12 protein-coding genes are annotated in these 15,873 nt (G+C 59.0%); 9 read left to right on the forward strand and 3 right to left on the reverse strand.

Features of this window, described 5'->3' with window-relative positions; all coding sequences use genetic code 11:
* Nucleotides 1-25 precede the first annotated feature (25 nt).
* Nucleotides 26-487 (forward strand): hypothetical protein, encoded by a 462-nt coding sequence (locus ACR0J4_RS12770; protein WP_170374695.1) that lies wholly within the window; start codon nt 26-28, stop codon nt 485-487.
* Nucleotides 488-574: 87 nt separating this feature from the next.
* Here ACR0J4_RS12770 and ACR0J4_RS12775 read toward each other — a convergent pair whose 3' ends face one another.
* Nucleotides 575-1,699, reverse strand: a complete 1,125-nt coding sequence (locus ACR0J4_RS12775; RefSeq protein WP_170643130.1) for a beta-ketoacyl-ACP synthase III — start codon at nt 1,697-1,699, stop codon at nt 575-577.
* Nucleotides 1,700-1,867: 168 nt separating this feature from the next.
* Here ACR0J4_RS12775 and ACR0J4_RS12780 point away from each other — a divergent pair, with 168 nt between their 5' ends.
* Genes ACR0J4_RS12780 through ACR0J4_RS12790 form a run of 3 tightly spaced genes read left to right on the forward strand, consistent with a single transcriptional unit; the run spans nt 1,868 to nt 6,422 of the window.
* On the forward strand, nt 1,868-2,335 hold the full coding sequence (locus ACR0J4_RS12780) for a MarR family transcriptional regulator (protein WP_170374701.1): 468 nt from the start codon (nt 1,868-1,870) through the stop codon (nt 2,333-2,335).
* Nucleotides 2,332-3,369 carry an efflux RND transporter periplasmic adaptor subunit gene (locus ACR0J4_RS12785; protein ID WP_170643129.1) on the forward strand — a complete coding sequence of 346 codons (1,038 nt, stop codon included), beginning with the start codon at nt 2,332-2,334 and terminating at the stop codon, nt 3,367-3,369. The genes ACR0J4_RS12780 and ACR0J4_RS12785 overlap by 4 nt, the downstream gene beginning before the upstream one ends.
* 11 nt (nt 3,370-3,380) lie before the next feature.
* Nucleotides 3,381-6,422: an efflux RND transporter permease subunit gene (locus ACR0J4_RS12790; protein ID WP_170643128.1), complete on the forward strand. Its 3,042-nt coding sequence runs from the start codon at nt 3,381-3,383 to the stop codon at nt 6,420-6,422.
* 55 nt (nt 6,423-6,477) lie between these two features.
* On the opposite strand, the gene carB is transcribed toward ACR0J4_RS12790, so the two are convergent.
* Nucleotides 6,478-9,822, reverse strand: coding sequence for a carbamoyl-phosphate synthase large subunit (gene carB, locus ACR0J4_RS12795; RefSeq protein ID WP_170643127.1), 3,345 nt, complete (start codon nt 9,820-9,822; stop codon nt 6,478-6,480).
* Nucleotides 9,823-9,999: 177 nt separating this feature from the next.
* Between carB and ACR0J4_RS12800 the strand changes: the two genes are divergently transcribed.
* The 4 genes from ACR0J4_RS12800 (at nt 10,000) to aspS (ending at nt 14,247) form a co-directional block, all read left to right on the forward strand.
* Nucleotides 10,000-11,127 (forward strand): aminodeoxychorismate synthase component I, encoded by a 1,128-nt coding sequence (locus tag ACR0J4_RS12800; protein WP_170747273.1) that lies wholly within the window; start codon nt 10,000-10,002, stop codon nt 11,125-11,127.
* The gene (locus tag ACR0J4_RS12805) at nt 11,082-11,726 is read left to right on the forward strand and encodes an aminotransferase class IV family protein (protein WP_170643126.1); all 645 of its coding nucleotides are present in this window, start codon (nt 11,082-11,084) and stop codon (nt 11,724-11,726) included. Before ACR0J4_RS12800 ends, ACR0J4_RS12805 begins: the two co-directional genes overlap by 46 nt.
* Nucleotides 11,723-12,394 carry a CPBP family intramembrane glutamic endopeptidase gene (locus tag ACR0J4_RS12810; protein WP_170643125.1) on the forward strand — a complete coding sequence of 224 codons (672 nt, stop codon included), beginning with the start codon at nt 11,723-11,725 and terminating at the stop codon, nt 12,392-12,394. The genes ACR0J4_RS12805 and ACR0J4_RS12810 overlap by 4 nt, the downstream gene beginning before the upstream one ends.
* Nucleotides 12,395-12,471: 77 nt before the next feature.
* Entirely contained in the window at nt 12,472-14,247 is a 1,776-nt protein-coding gene (gene aspS / locus ACR0J4_RS12815) for an aspartate--tRNA ligase (RefSeq protein WP_170643124.1), read from the forward strand.
* A 368-nt stretch (nt 14,248-14,615) separates the two neighbouring features.
* Here the strand turns inward: aspS and ACR0J4_RS12820 are convergent, their stop codons facing one another.
* On the reverse strand, nt 14,616-15,332 hold the full coding sequence (locus ACR0J4_RS12820) for a response regulator (protein ID WP_170643123.1): 717 nt from the start codon (nt 15,330-15,332) through the stop codon (nt 14,616-14,618).
* A 135-nt stretch (nt 15,333-15,467) separates the two neighbouring features.
* On the opposite strand from ACR0J4_RS12820, the gene mce reads away from it, so the two are divergent.
* Nucleotides 15,468-15,872 (forward strand): methylmalonyl-CoA epimerase, encoded by a 405-nt coding sequence (gene mce / locus ACR0J4_RS12825; protein ID WP_170374728.1) that lies wholly within the window; start codon nt 15,468-15,470, stop codon nt 15,870-15,872.
* Nucleotide 15,873: the final 1 nt, after the last annotated feature.

Here is a 15,873-nt window from a genome sequence, read left to right on the forward strand (position 1 = left end):
GCGTGCAGGTAGCAAAGGTAGAACTATGGCAGATATCGGGGCCTATCTTAAGAAACACACCGAAGCCTTGGTGAAAGATGTCGGGATCGAAGCCGCGTGCGAGATCACAGGCAAATCAAAGGCAACGCTCGGCCGCTACTATTCGGACAACTCGGAACACGCGGATCGGTTCATGCCCGTTGACGCGGTGGCGCGGCTAGAGAACGCTGCCAACTATCCGCATGTCACTTCGGCGCTGGCGGACCTTAAGAACATCACCTTGTCCTACGGGGATCGCAACACGGATTCCCCGCGCACAGGTGGCGTAAACGCGGATGTCATCGCCCTGAGCCAGCGTTTCGCCATGCTGATGACCGAGTATCAGGCGGCCATCGAAGACGGGATCATTACCGTCAACGAAGCCAAGCGCCTGCTGAAGGAAACCAGCCTTTTGCAGCAGGTACTGATCGAGATGAAACTGCATCTCGAAGAAGAGAGCGTCAGTTAAGAGTTGGCACCAGGCGCCTTTGGGCGGTCGTTGTTAGAACGTGCTTTTTGCACCGCCACCTGACGGCTTCTACTATACAGTGTCAGATCAGGATTTCCGTTTCACAATTACGGACCCCACCGAATACCCCGCCCCGAACGAGCAGATCAGCCCGATATCCCCGTCCTCAAGATCGTCCGAATATTTGGAGAAGGCGATAATCGACCCGGCTGAGGACGTGTTTGCATAGTCCTGCAGGATGTTGGGTTGCTCACCCGCCTCGGGCACACGTCCAAGGACCTTCTTACCGATGAAATCGTTCATGGTTTTGTTGGCCTGATGCAGCCACAGGCGTGTCAGGTCGTCGCTGCCGATGCCTTCGGCCTCCATGTGGTCGCTGATATGCTGGCTGACCATGGGAAGCACTTCCTTGAAGACCTTGCGCCCGTTCTGCATGAACTGCATGTCGCGCCGGTCGATCATCCCATCAGGGCGCGAGCGGCGTAGAAAGCCGTTATTGTTGCGGATATTGTTCGAGAAACTGGTGGCGCAGCGGGTCGACAGGACCTCAAAATGCGGGCCTTGCGCGTCTTCGATTCGTTCGATCAAGGTGGCCGTGGCCACATCGCCGAAGATGAAATGACAATCCCGGTCGCGCCATTCCAGATGGCCAGAGCATATCTCGGGGTTCACCACCAATGCTGACCGCACCGAGCCCGACCGCACCATATCCGCCGCCGCCTGAATGCCAAACGTGGCCGAGGAACACGCGACATTCATGTCAAACCCAAAGCCATTAATGCCCAGGGCCTGCTGTATCTCGATGGCAATGGCTGGGTAGGCCCGTTCGTGGTTCGAGGCCGCGCAGATCACCAGATCGACATCTGCCGCTGTCCGACCAGCCTGCGCCAGCGCCTTTTTGCAGGCATCAACCGCCATTTCGGTCATGATCCCCGGCTCGTCATCGCTGCGCTGGCGCAAAGCGGGGTACATAGTGTCGGGGTCCAGCACGCCGGATTTATCCATCACATAGCGGTTTTCGATGCCGGACGCCTTGACGATGAACTCCTCAGAGGAGTGCTGCATCGGCTCCATCTGTCCGGCTTCGATGGCCTGGGCGTTCTCTGCATTCACCTTGTCGGCATAGGCGTTGAAGGCTCGCACCAGCTCGGCATTGGTGATGACGTTTTCCGGCGTGAAAACGCCTGTACCGGTGATTGCAGGGATATACATGGCAAGTCCTGAACTTTTAGGGTTTGCTCAAAATGCAGTCACAGGGGCATTTGATCAAGTCTTGGTTACCCGAGGGAAGCTAGGCCGGAGGGTGATTCTCCACTTCAGTTATTGAATAGTTCACAATTTGAAGTATATGACCTGCAACGACGTCTCGGAGTCTCTTCAATGTCAGACAGTATCAGCGACAGGCTTGGCCGCCTGAGCCCTGAAATTCAGGCAATCATGGGCGTCTATGCCCTCTACTGGAAACTCGAAGAGACCTTCGACACCATCGAAACAGACCTGAGCCACCCGGAATGCCACATGCTGATCAAGCTGGATGAACCCAAGCGAATGGGTGTTCTGGCGGCTGACATGCTGAGCGTACCCTCCACCATTACGGCCACTGCGGATACTCTGGAAGAAGCTGGCTATCTGGCACGCCAGCGCGATCCCAATGATCGCCGTGCCTGGTTGCTTGTGCTGACCGAACAAGGCGAGAGCGCGCGAGATATGTTGGTGTCAGCAGCCGGAGATCTGTTTCACAAGGCCTCTGGCCTGAATGCAGAAGAAACAGCCGAGTTCGCCCGGATGGCGAGCAAGATTCGTGACAACGTACTGAAAACGGGAATTCCCGAGGGATTGAAGAAATGAAACAGCTGACTTCTCTGGGCCTTCTGTTGGCCGTTTTGGCGACGCCGCTTGTCGCGCAAGAGACCGCGAAACCGGTCAAGCTAATGCAGGTGCAGGAAACGGCTCCGGGTTTCACACGGCAGTTTTTCGGCCGCGTTGCTGCGCGTCAGACCGTTGATTTGGCCTTTCAGGTTCCGGGGCAGATTGTCGAGATGCCCGTCACCGAGGGGTTCGTCATCCCAAAGGACGGTCTGATTGCCCGTCTGGATCAGGAGCCATTTGAACTCAGGCTGGATCGCGCCCGCCTGCAGAAAGAACAGGCCGACCGCACCGTCGCGCGCCTGTCGCGGCTGCGCGGCACTACGGCCAGCCAAGTGGCGGTCGATGATTCCGAAACCGAAGCGCAACTGGCCGCTATCGCCGTACGCGACGCGGAATACGAGCTGGAACACGCAACACTGACGGCCCCGTTTGACGCGCTTGTGTCAAGCCGCGCAGTTGAGGCCTTTACCACCGTGTCGGCGGGAACTCCGATCGTGCGCATTCACGACATGTCGGAACTGCGGATCGAGGTTGACGTCCCCGAGATCCTGTTCCAACGCTCGGGTCAGCAGGATGACATCACGATCACGGCCAAATTCCCCGTAAGCGATGAAGTCTTCCCGCTGGAAATCCGTGAGTTCGACGCCGAGACTTCGAGCGTTGGGCAGACCTTCCGCATTCAGTTCGGTCTGACCCCGCCTGAGGGGCTGCAGATTCTGCCCGGTTCGTCCGTGTCGGTGAACGTGCATGTCAGGGATGGCCGCACGGGAATCGTTCTACCGGCATCAGCAATCGTCGCTGGCGCGGATAGCGCGCTGGGCGTGATGGTCTTTTCTCCGGCTGGCGCAGACGAGGGCACGGTACGCCTTGCACCCGTAACCATCGAACCAACGCAGACCGGTGAAGTCCGTGTTCTGACTGGCTTGTCAGACGGCGATGAGGTTGTTGTCGCGGGCGGTTCGGCGTTGACGGACGGCCAGAGCGTGCGCCGTTTCACCGGCTTCTCGAACTGAGGGGCGGGCTGATGAGAATTGCACGCGCATCGATCGACCGACCGCTATACACGTGGCTGATCATCCTGATCGCCTTGTTTGGTGGTATTTGGGGCTTCCTTTCCCTAGGGCGCCTGGAGGACCCGGCTTTTACAATCAAAAACGCAGTGATCGTCACGCAATACCCCGGCGCTACGGCCGAGCAGGTGGCGCTGGAAGTCTCTGAGCCTCTGGAATCGGCGATCCAGCAAATGGGCGAAGTGGATACGATCACCTCGTTGAATCAGCCGGGGCAGTCTCTGATCGAGGTTGAGATTAAATCCACCTACGACGGCAGCGAGTTGCCCGCAATCTGGACCCGCCTGCGCGCCAAGGTGCGTGATGCGGCGCGGGGCCTGCCATCCGGTGTAAATCAGCCCTACGTCAATGATGGTTTCGGCGACGTGTTCGGCTTGTTCTACGCAGTTACCGCCGAGGGATTTTCGGATGCAGAAAAGCACGAACTGGCGACGTTTCTGAGGCGTGAGTTGTTGACCGTCGACGGCGTTGCTGATGTCGAGGTGCAGGGCCTGCCGCAAGAAGCGATCTTCATCGAACCGGATCTGTCTATCTCGGTGAATCAGAATGTCCCCATCCAAGCCATCAACGAGGCAATTGCTAACGCGGATTCGGTCAACTCCTCCGGCTCGGTTCGGTCCGAGAACGACCGCACCACCATTTTGACAGCCGAAGGCTCGGATAGTGTGTCGGCCATCGCCGGGTTGTCGGTCGGCTCGCAAGGGCAGGTGATCAACCTGTTTGACATGTCCAACGTTTACCGCGCCCGTCAGACCGACCCGGATATCATGATCCGTTTCGATGGGACCGAGGCCTTTACGCTTGGCATTGCCGGTTTAGCCGCCGAGAACATCGTCGAAGTCGGCAAGCGCGCCGATGCAAAATTCGCGGAGCTGGACACGCAAATTCCGTTTGGCGTTGAAATTCTGCCCATCTACCAGCAACACGTGGTGGTCGAGCAAGCCTCGAACGACTTTCTTGTGAACCTCGCCATGTCGGTGATCATCGTGGTCGCTGTTCTGGGCCTCTTTATGGGATGGCGCGCTGCCATTGTAGTCGGGTCGACGTTGCTGCTCACCGTTGTCGGGACGCTGCTGTTCATGGCGCTGTTCTCGATTGAAATGGAGCGGATCTCGCTGGGTGCCCTGATCATTGCGATGGGGATGCTGGTGGATAATGCCATCGTGGTGGCCGAAGGCATGCAGATCGCGATGTTGCGCGGTAAATCCTCGCGCGATGCGGCGGATGAGGTGGCGTCGAAAACGCAGATCCCACTGCTGGGCGCAACGGTCATCGGCATCATGGCCTTTGCGGGCATCGGTCTCAGCCCCGACGCGACCGGAGAGTTCCTGTTCTCGCTCTTTGCAGTTATCGGGATCTCATTACTGCTCAGCTGGGTTCTGGCAATCACAGTAACACCGATGTTGGCGCATTACTTCTTCAAGCAGGGCAAAGAGGGTGAAGTTGACGCCTATGGCAACCTTCTGTTCCGCGTTTACGGCGCGATCCTGCGCTGGGCGTTGCGGTTCCGCTGGCTCGTCGTGGCCGGACTGATCGCTGTGACGGTGGCCTGTTATGCGGGCTTCGGCCTTATGAAGCAGCAATTCTTTCCGGACTCGAATACGCCGTTGTTCTTTGTCCACTACAAACTGCCTCAGGGCACACCAATCTCACGTACCTCTGCGGATATGGCAGTGGTCGAGGATTGGCTGGCCGAACGTGACGATGTGGTGTCCGTCACCACATTTGTCGGGCAGGGTGCGACCCGCTTCATGCTGACCTATAGCGCAGAGGACCCGAACCCAAGCTACGGTCACATGATCATTCGGACGGAAACGCTTGAGGATATCCCAGTGCTGCAGGCCGAGCTTGAGGCCTTTGGGGTGGCTCAGTTCCCTGAAAGCGAGTTTCGCACCAAACGTCTGGTTTTTGGTCCGGGTGGAGGCACCCCGATCCAAGCCCGCTTCTCGGGTAGCGACCCAGCCGTGCTGCGGCAGTTGGCGGACGAAGCAGTTCAACGCATGGCGGCTGCTACGCCGAACGCACTCAACGTCCATCATGACTGGCGCGAAAAAGAACTGGCGGTTCAACCGATCTACGCAACCGAACGCGCGCAGACAGCCGGTGTTTCGCGTGAAGATATTGCGGCCACGCTGCAATTCTCGACCGACGGCATCACCGGTGGCGTCCTGCGCGAGCGCGACCGCCTGATCCCGATTATTCTGCGCCGCCCTGCAGAGGGTGACTATTCGATTGTCGATCAGGTCGTGTATTCCGATCAGTCAGGTCAATTCGTACCCATCGAACAGATGGTGGATGGGTTCGAATACCAGCTGCTCAACACCGAGGTCCACCGGCGCAACCGAGTGCTTACCATCACCGTTGGCGCAGATATCCCGCCGGACGTGACCGCCGCTCAGGTGCATTCCGAGGTACGCGCAACCATCGAAGAGATGGATCTGCCACCCGGCTATCGTATGGAATGGGGCGGTGAGTTCGAGGACTCGGGCGATGCCCAGGAAAGCCTTGGTAGGCAATTGCCACTGAGCCTGTTGATCATGGTGCTGATCTCGGTCCTTTTGTTCAATGCGATCCGCCAGCCGGTCATCATCTGGCTGTTGGTGCCCATGTCGGTGAACGGTGTGGTCATCGGTTTGCTGGGCACCGGGCTGCCGTTCACCTTTACGGCGCTTCTGGGTTTGCTCAGCCTGTCGGGGATGCTGATCAAGAATGGTATCGTTTTGGTCGAAGAGATTGATCTGGTCCGAGCAACGGGCAAACCCCTGCAGGAGTCGATCATCGAAGCCTCCGTATCGCGTCTGCGGCCGGTCATGCTGGCTGCGATTACAACGATCCTTGGGATGGCCCCGCTGCTGACCGACGCTTTCTTTGTCTCGATGGCGGTCACCATCATGGGCGGATTGGCTTTTGCCACGGTCCTGACCATGGTCGCGGCCCCGGTCTTCTACCTGCTGTTCTTCCAGCGAGATGAGAAACGGCAAGCGGTTGCTACTTAAATGAAAAACCCCCGGTCAACGACCGGGGGTTTTGCTTTTTCCTTGGTGCTGCAGGTCAACCCTGCAACGATTTCACCTCGACGTCACCTTCAGCCTGCGCCTTGATCGCCAACGCTGCGGCGTAGCTGGCGGCAGCGGTGGTGAAATAGGGGATCTTGTCATAGAGAGCGATTGAACGGATCGATCGGCTGTCTTCCACCGCCTGTGCGCCTTCGGTCGAGTTCATCACTAGCTGAACACCGCCGTCTTTCATCAGGTCAGTCACATCTGGGCGACCCTCATAGACCTTGTTGACCACATCGCAAGGTACGCCCTGCGCGTCCAGCCACGCTTGCGTGCCGCGTGTGGCGACCAGTTCGAAGCCCTGATCGACCAGAACGCGCGCGGCCTCCAACATGTCCGGCCCTTTGTCTGCATCCTTGATCGAGATGAATGCGCGGCCGGATGTGGGCAGCACCATGCCAGCGCCTATCTGTGCCTTCAGGAATGCGCGCGGGAAGTCGCGATCCCAGCCCATGACCTCACCAGTCGAACGCATTTCCGGGCCCAGAATGGTGTCGACGCCAGGGAAGCGTGCGAAGGGCAGCACGGCCTCTTTGACCGAGAACCACGGCATGTCCGGGTCGGCCAGTGTCATCTGGTCGGCGATCTTGCTGTCGTCGACTGTCTTGTAGGGCGGGCGTTTCGGGAAGTCCGCCAGTTTCTCACCCGCCATGACCCTCGCTGCGATGGACGCAATCGCGCTGTCGGTGGCTTTGGCGACGAAGGGAACGGTACGCGAGGCGCGCGGGTTTACTTCGATCAGGTAGATCTCACCATCCTTGATTGCGAACTGAACGTTCATCAGGCCGACCACGTTCAACGCTTTGGCCAGTTTGAACGCCTGTTCTTTGATCTGCTCGATGATCTCTTTCGAAAGCGAATAGGGCGGGAGCGAACAGGCCGAGTCACCCGAGTGAACGCCTGCCTCTTCGATGTGTTGCATGATGCCTGCAACGTGAACGTCAGTGCCATCGCACAGAGCATCGACGTCCAGTTCCACCGCACCCGCCAGATAGCTGTCCAGCAGAACCGGGCTGTCGCCCGAGACCACAACAGCCTCGTTGATGTAGCGCCGCAGCTGATCCATATCGCGCACGATCTCCATCGCGCGGCCGCCCAGAACGTAAGAGGGGCGGATCACCAGCGGGAATCCGATCTCTTCGGCGATCTCAAGCGCCTGTTCATCGGTCGAAGCGATGCGGTTTTTCGGCTGCTTCAGGCCCAGCTCGTTGACCAGCGCCTGGAAGCGTTCCCGGTCTTCGGCCAGGTCGATCGCGTCTGGCGTGGTGCCGAGGATCGGAATGCCTTCGGCCTCAAGCGTGTTCGCCAGTTTCAGCGGAGTCTGGCCGCCGAACTGAACGATCACACCGTGCAGCGTGCCGTTTTCCTGCTCTTTCGTCAGAATTTCCATGACGTGCTCAAAAGTCAGCGGCTCAAAATACAGACGGTCCGAGGTGTCATAGTCGGTCGAGACCGTCTCAGGGTTGCAGTTGACCATGATGGTCTCATAACCCGCGTCGGTCAGCGCAAAGCAGGCGTGACAGCAGCAATAGTCGAACTCGATGCCCTGACCGATCCGGTTCGGACCACCGCCGAGGATGACGACCTTTTTGCGGTCGCTTGGACGTGCCTCACACTCGACTTCACCCATCATCGGAGCTTCGTAGGTCGAGTACATATAAGGTGTCTGCGCTTCGAATTCGGCGGCGCAGGTGTCAATGCGTTTGAACACGGCCTTTACGCCCAGATTGCGGCGGGCGCGGCGGACGTTGTCTTCGTCACGGCCAGTCAGGTTGCCCAGACGTGCGTCGGTGAAGCCCAGCATTTTCAGTTTTCGGATGCCGTCCTCGGTGACCGGCAGGCCGTCTTTGCGGACCTGGCGCTCGGCCTCGATGATCTCGCGGATGCGGGCGAGGAACCACGGGTCGAACTTGGTAACGCCGAAAATCTCATCGTCGGACAGACCGTGACGCATGGCCTGCGCGATGGTGCGCAGGCGGTCTGGGGTCTGCTGGCTGATCGCTTTGATCACGGTAGCCTTGTCGTCGGTCTCTTCCCAAACGCCGACGTTCAGGCCGGGTATTTCGATTTCATCAAAGCCGGTCAGGCCCGATTCCATCGAGGCCAGAGCCTTTTGCATCGATTCGTGGATGGTGCGGCCGATGGACATGGCCTCACCCACTGACTTCATCGCGGTGGTCAGGTAGGGTTCCGAGCCCGGGAACTTCTCGAAGGCGAATTTCGGGATCTTGGTGACGACATAGTCGATGGTCGGCTCGAACGAGGCGGGCGTGACCTTGGTGATGTCGTTGTCCAACTCGTCCAGCGTGTAGCCGACGGCCAGCTTGGCGGCGATCTTGGCAATCGGGAAACCTGTTGCCTTGGACGCCAGAGCGGACGAGCGCGATACCCGTGGGTTCATCTCGATGACGACCATGCGGCCATCTTCAGGGTTGATCGCCCACTGTACGTTCGAGCCACCGGTCTCAACCCCGATCTCGCGTAGAACAGCGATCGAGCCGTTGCGCATGATTTGATATTCTTTGTCGGTCAGCGTCAGGGCCGGGGCCACGGTGATCGAGTCGCCGGTGTGTACGCCCATCGGATCGACGTTTTCAATCGAGCAGACGATGATGGCGTTGTCAGCAGTGTCACGCACTACCTCCATCTCGTATTCTTTCCAGCCCAGCAGGCTTTCATCGACCAGAATCTGGTTCACCGGCGAGGCATCCATGCCCGAGCGGCAGAAATGGATATAATCCTCTCGGTTATAGGCAACGCCACCGCCGGTGCCGCCCAGTGTAAATGCAGGGCGGATGATGGCGGGCAAGCCGATCTCTTCCAGCTCATCCAGTGCCATCTGCACGCCAGCATCCAGATCGGTGGAGCCGTCTTCGCGCTTGGGGGCGGTCACGATGGTTGCCTTGGGGTTTTCAAGACCCAGCCGGTCCATCGCCTCGCGGAACAGGGCGCGGTCTTCGGCCATTTCGATGGCGTCGCGCTTGGCGCCGATCATCTCGACGCCGAACTTGTCCAGCACACCCATCTCTTCCAACGCGAGCGAGGTGTTCAGGCCGGTCTGACCACCCATGGTGGGCAGCAGGGCATCGGGGCGCTCCTTCTCGATGATCTTGGCGACCACTTCGGGGGTGATCGGCTCAATATAAGTGGCATCGGCCAGACCCGGATCGGTCATGATCGTCGCGGGGTTCGAGTTCACCAGAATGACCCGGTACCCTTCCTCGCGCAGCGCCTTACAGGCCTGAGCGCCGGAATAGTCAAACTCGCAGGCTTGTCCGATAACAATGGGACCCGCCCCAATGATCATGATCGACTGGATGTCGGTTCTTCTCGGCATGGCCTTGTTCCTTCGATTGTCAGCGAGTCAGGGCACCGCCCCAGCGCCCAAATTGTCCTGCGTTATAGGGACCGCGCGAAAAGGTGCAAGAGGTATCGGGAACAGAGGTGAAATTGCCGCTTTCCCCCCTTTCCCTTGGCAGAGTATTCTCTATATCGCGCATCACGGCTTATGAGGATGCACTTGCGTATTCGTTTTGATCAGGGACCTGCCGGTCCGGGAACCCGGTTCGACCGGCCATCCCACATCATCCGGGCGGATGCCGCGGACGAGGTGCCACAGGCGTTGGCGGCCCTCGATGACGCGCGCGCGGCGGGTAGTTGGCTGGCCGGTTACGCCAGCTATGAGCTGGGCTATGTGCTGGAACCTCGGCTGCGTGGACTGCTGCCGAATGACCGAAAGCTGCCGCTGCTGTGTTTCGGTGTTTACGACGCGCCGGAGCAAAGCGCGCTACCCAAAGCCCAAGGCGGCGTATCCGCGTTTCAGCCGCGTTGGGATGAGATCCGCTACAGTCAGGCCTTTCAGGCGGTGCATGATGCTATCGGGGCAGGGGATATCTATCAGGCGAACCTGACCTTCCCGATTGATCTAACGGTCGATGGGGATAGCGCGGCGCTGTACGCGGCGCTGACATCCAGCCAACCGGTCGGCCACGGAGCGCTGGTTCAACAGGACGGTTTGCCGGACCTTCTCAGCCGCTCGCCCGAGCTGTTCTTCCGCACGGATGAAACCGGTCGGATCGAAACGCGGCCTATGAAGGGCACCCAACCGCGCAGCGAGGACATGGCCGAAGACGCCCGCCGCCGCAATTTCTTGTCGTCGGATGAGAAGAACCGGGCCGAGAACCTGATGATCGTAGACCTGCTGCGCAACGATATCAGCCGCGTGGCGCTGCCCGGTTCGGTTCACGTGCCGGAGCTCTTCAAGGTCGAAACCTATGCCACAGTGCATCAGATGGTCTCACTGGTGCGGGCGCAGCTGCAGGTCGGGGCCGGGTTGTCCGATATCATGACGGCTCTGTTCCCTTGTGGTTCCATCACCGGCGCGCCCAAGATCCGTGCGATGGAGATCCTGTCCGAGCTGGAGCCCTGGGCGCGTGATATCTATTGCGGAACCATCGGCTGGGCCGCGCCGGATGGCCGGTCGGAATTCAACGTCGCCATCCGCACACTGATGATGGACGATGGAAACGCCACCCTGAATGTCGGCGGCGGCGTGGTTTGGGACAGCACAGCCCCATCTGAATACGAGGAAGCCCTATGGAAAGCCCGCTTCGCCCACCAGTTGAGCCTGATTTCCGCCTGATCGAAACGCTGGGCTTTCACCCCGATCAGGGTTTTTTGCGGCGTGACAGGCATCTGAACCGCATGGCGCGCACGGCAAAGGCTCTGGCGCTGCCTTTCGACCGCAATGCGGCGCTTGCGATTTTTTCCGGCGTTACCAGCGATACCCCCTTACGGTGCAGGTTGACCATGGATGTCGGCGGGGGCTTTGACCTGACCACTGCCGCTTTAGCTGGCAATCCTGAGATCTGGCGGTTGGGGATTGCTCAGATCCGGCTGAATTCAGACGATATATGGTTGCGGCACAAAACCACGCGCCGCGTAGTCTATGACTCGGCGCGAGCTTCGCTGCCGGATGGCGTTGATGAGGTGTTGTTCCTCAACGAAACGGAAGAACTATGCGAAGGAACCATCACCAATCTGTTCGTTGAAATGCCGGACGGGCGCAGGCTTACTCCTCCTGTGTCCTGCGGTCTTTTGCCGGGCATTCTGCGCGAGCAGCTGTTGGAGGAGGGTTGGACCGAGGCCGTTCTAACCATGAATGATCTGAGTTCCGCCAAGGCGATTTATATGGGCAACTCTCTGCGCGGTCTAATCCCCGCAAATATGGTGGCGCTATGAGCAACGACAGCGCGTTGGATCACCGCCTGGTGGCGATTGGGCGTCTGCGGCTTGAATTCGGTGCGTTCTTCGTTGCGGTCCCTCTGCTGATTGCAGTCCTGTTTCCGCCCAACTGGATGTTCCCGGCTTTGTTTGCATTCACTGGGCTGGGCGTAGTCCTTTTGCATGCCACGCCGGGCTTCCAATGGGCCGAACTTCGCTACAATTGGGCAAACTGGTCGGTCCGTGAACTGGTCGCGTTCACGGCAATTACAGCACTGTTTTGCACGGCGCTGATCTACCTAACCCGCCCGGACGCCGCCTTTTCCCTTTTGATACGCCAGCCCGAGATGCTGGCCTTTATCTGGGTCGGCTATCCGCTACTGTCTGCGCTACCGCAAGAGCTGTTGTTCCGTCCGCTGTTTTACCGCCGCTACCATGGGATCCTGCCTGAAGGCCGCAAGGCCGACCTCCTGAACGCGGCCATCTTTTCCTTCGCCCATCTGATGTATTGGAGCTGGATCGTCGCCGTCATGACTTTTGTTGGCGGCCTGCTGTTCAGCTGGGCCTATCGCAAACGAGGGTCCTTCTTCTACGCGGTGCTGCTGCACGCGATTGCGGGGAATATCATCTTTGCCGTGGGTCTGGGCGTGTATTTCTATTCCGGCAATGTTCAAAGGCCGTTTTGACGGCGCGACCTGCCTTGACTTTCCAAGCCTGACAGGGTGTATCGGCGCGACGAATTCTGCGCCCGAAGGGATATTCCATGCACGCCTATCGCAGCCACACCTGCGCCGCTCTGACCGCCGCCAATGTCGGTGAAACCGTCCGCCTGTCCGGTTGGGTGCATCGTGTCCGAGATCATGGCGGCGTGCTGTTCATCGACCTGCGCGACCATTTCGGTGTGACCCAGGTGCTGTGCGATGGTGACAGCGCGGCTTTTGCCGAGCTTGAGAAAGTGCGCTCGGAATGGTGTATCCGCATCGACGGCACTGTTAAAGCGCGTGACGCCGATTTGGTGAACCCGAAACTGCCGACTGGCGAGATCGAAGTTTACGTGCGTGAGCTTGAGGTTCTGGGTGCCGCCGACGAACTGCCTTTGATGGTCTTCGGCGATCAGGAATACCCCGAGGAAACACGCCTGCGCTATCGTTACCTCGACCTGCGCCGTGAAGCGATGCAGCAGAACATGACACTGCGCTCGGACGTTGTGGCCTCGATGCGTCGCCGCATGTGGGATCAGGGTTTCCGCGAATATCAGACGCCGATTATCACCGCCTCTTCGCCCGAAGGCGCGCGCGACTTCCTTGTGCCCTCGCGTCTGCATCCAGGGAAGTTCTATGCGCTGCCTCAAGCGCCTCAGCAGTTCAAACAGCTGATCATGGTGTCGGGCTTCGACAAGTATTTCCAGATCGCGCCGTGCTTCCGCGACGAAGACCCGCGTGCGGATCGTTCGCCGACCGATTTCTACCAGCTCGACCTCGAGATGTCCTTTGTTGAACAGCAGGACGTGTTCGACACGATCCAGCCCGTTCTGACTGGCGTGTTCGAGGAGTTCGGTGGCGGCCGTAAGGTGGATCAGGACTGGCCGCAGATTTCCTATAAGGATGCGGCCCTGTGGTACGGTAGCGACAAGCCCGATCTGCGGAACCCTATTAAAATGCAAGTGGTCTCCGACCACTTCCGCGGGTCTGGCTTCGCGATTTTCGCGAAGCTGTTGGAGCAGGAAGGCACCGAAATTCGCGCCATCCCAGCGCCGACTGGCGGTAGCCGTAAGTTCTGTGACCGTATGAACGCCTTTGCGCAGAAAGAGGGTCTGCCGGGGATGGGTTACATCTTCTGGCGCGATCAGGGCGAAGGGATGGAGGCCGCTGGCCCGCTTGCCAAGAACATCGGTCCCGAGCGCACCGAGGCGATCCGTCAGCAACTGGGTCTGGGCGTCGGCGATGCCGCGTTCTTCCTGGGTGGCAAGCCGAAAGCCTTTGAAAAGGTCGCCGGCAAGGCGCGTGATGTGATCGGTGATGAGCTTGGCCTGACCGAGAAAGATCGTTTTGCTTTTGCTTGGATCGTGGATTTCCCGATTTACGAGCAGGACGAGGAAACCGGTGCGATCGACTTTGAACACAACCCGTTCTCAATGCCGCAGGGCGGTATGGAAGCGCTGAACGGGGATCCTCTGGACGTGCGCGGCTATCAGTACGATCTGGCCTGTAACGGGTATGAGCTGGTCTCGGGCGCGATCCGGAACCACAAGCCGGAAATCATGCTGAAAGCCTTTGAGCTGGCAGGCTATGGTGAGGACGAGGTGAAGTCCCGCTTTGGCGCCCTGTTCAACGCGTTCCACTATGGCGCGCCGCCACACGGTGGTTGTGCTGCGGGCATCGACCGGATTGTGATGCTGCTGGCGGATGAAGCCAACATTCGTGAGGTCATGATGTTCCCGATGAACCAACGCGCCGAAGATTTGATGATGGATGCGCCGTCCGATCCAAGCTCGGATCAATTGATGGAGCTGGGGCTTCGTATCATCCCGCAGGAATAAAGAAATTTCCGCCCGCTTCAAGCGGGCGGTTTGCTTTTGAGGGGGTGAAACAAAGCTTTAAGTGCGTATCATCTGATCGCGTCGATCACCGGGGCAAGACTGCGTTTGTGTTTCGGTTCTGTCTCGCCACCTCAATCCCTTGATATGCCAGTGACCTTCTCGCGACGGTGGTGTCGCTCAGCGCATCAAACAAACCTGACCTAGATCGCTTTGGGTTGTGCCTGCGAAACGAATACCCTGCCACGCTTTAGTCCAGAGGATTGGCCATCCCGACCCGTTTCGCCCGGATGGCCCGGGCCGAGTTTCGGGCCTGTCGGTATATCCACAAACACAACAGGGATGCGGTGATGAAATAGGCGGTGATCAATTCAGATAGCCTCTTTCTGCTGCAATCTGTCCTGAACGATCCCGGCGACCTGCGCGGCGCGGGCGGTGATCGGCGTACCCTCAGATCGCGACGCGGCAAGGTCCTGTGCCGCCTTGATCAAGACCAGATCATTGGCCTCACGCGCGACGCTGCCGAGAAACTGGGCTGCATAATCCAATGTGCGGTGATCATTCGGACCGGCCAGCACGTCGGCGATATGGGCCATGTCGTCCTGATAGGCGAGGGGGTCGGGGTGAATCTGCTCATCCCGGACGGCGTGCAGCTCGCTGGGGCGGCGGTCTTCGGGCAGCAGTTCGAGAATGGTTCTTTGAAAGAAGGCCATGGATTTGATTGGTTTATCCAGAAATCCATCTGCACCAGCCTGCATCGCCTGTTCGCGGGTGCAGTCATCGCCGGACATGCCAAGGATGACACCGATCCGAGGGGTTGCCTGCGTCAGTTCGGCAATCAGATCGGCGCCCGAGCCATCCGGCAGCCCCATATCCACGACGATGATCGAAGGGCGATAGATCTGCAGGTGACGTCGGGCCGATTTCAGGCAATCTGCACGCCGGATCCTCGCGCCGCTGTGCAGGCACATCAGGCGGATCACGTCGCAGGAATATCGGCTGTCTTCAACAACCAGAATGGTCTGTCCCCGCAACGGTCGGGTCGCGGTGGGTGTGGCAATGGTGGTCAAGGGTCCCGAATCGTCCATGGCAGCTCTCCTATCCAGCAGATGCCTCACGCTAGGAACTTCTGGCTAACACAGGGTTAACGGGCAATTTGGCGCACTTGTTCTTTGGCCGGGCAGCCCCCATAACCCAAGCAACGCAGGACAGAGGAGACTATCATGATTGGACGCCTGAACCACGTTGCTATCGCCGTTCCGGACCTTGAGGCCGCATCGGATCAATACCGCAATGCGCTGGGGGCCAAGGTGGGGGCGCCTCAGGATGAACCCGATCATGGAGTGACGGTAGTCTTCATCGAACTGCCCAACACAAAGATCGAGCTTCTGTACCCACTGGGTGATGACAGCCCGATCAACGGGTTTCTGGAGAAGAACCCCGCCGGAGGCATCCACCACGTCTGCTACGAGGTCGACGATATCATCGCCGCACGCGACCACTTGAAGGAAACCGGCGCGCGCGTCCTTGGTTCGGGTGAGCCCAAGATCGGTGCCCATGGCAAACCGGTGCTGTTCCTGCACCCCAAAGATTTCAACGGTTGCCTGGTCGAGTTGGAACAGGTGTAAC

Source organism: Ruegeria sp. B10 (assembly GCF_056539825.1).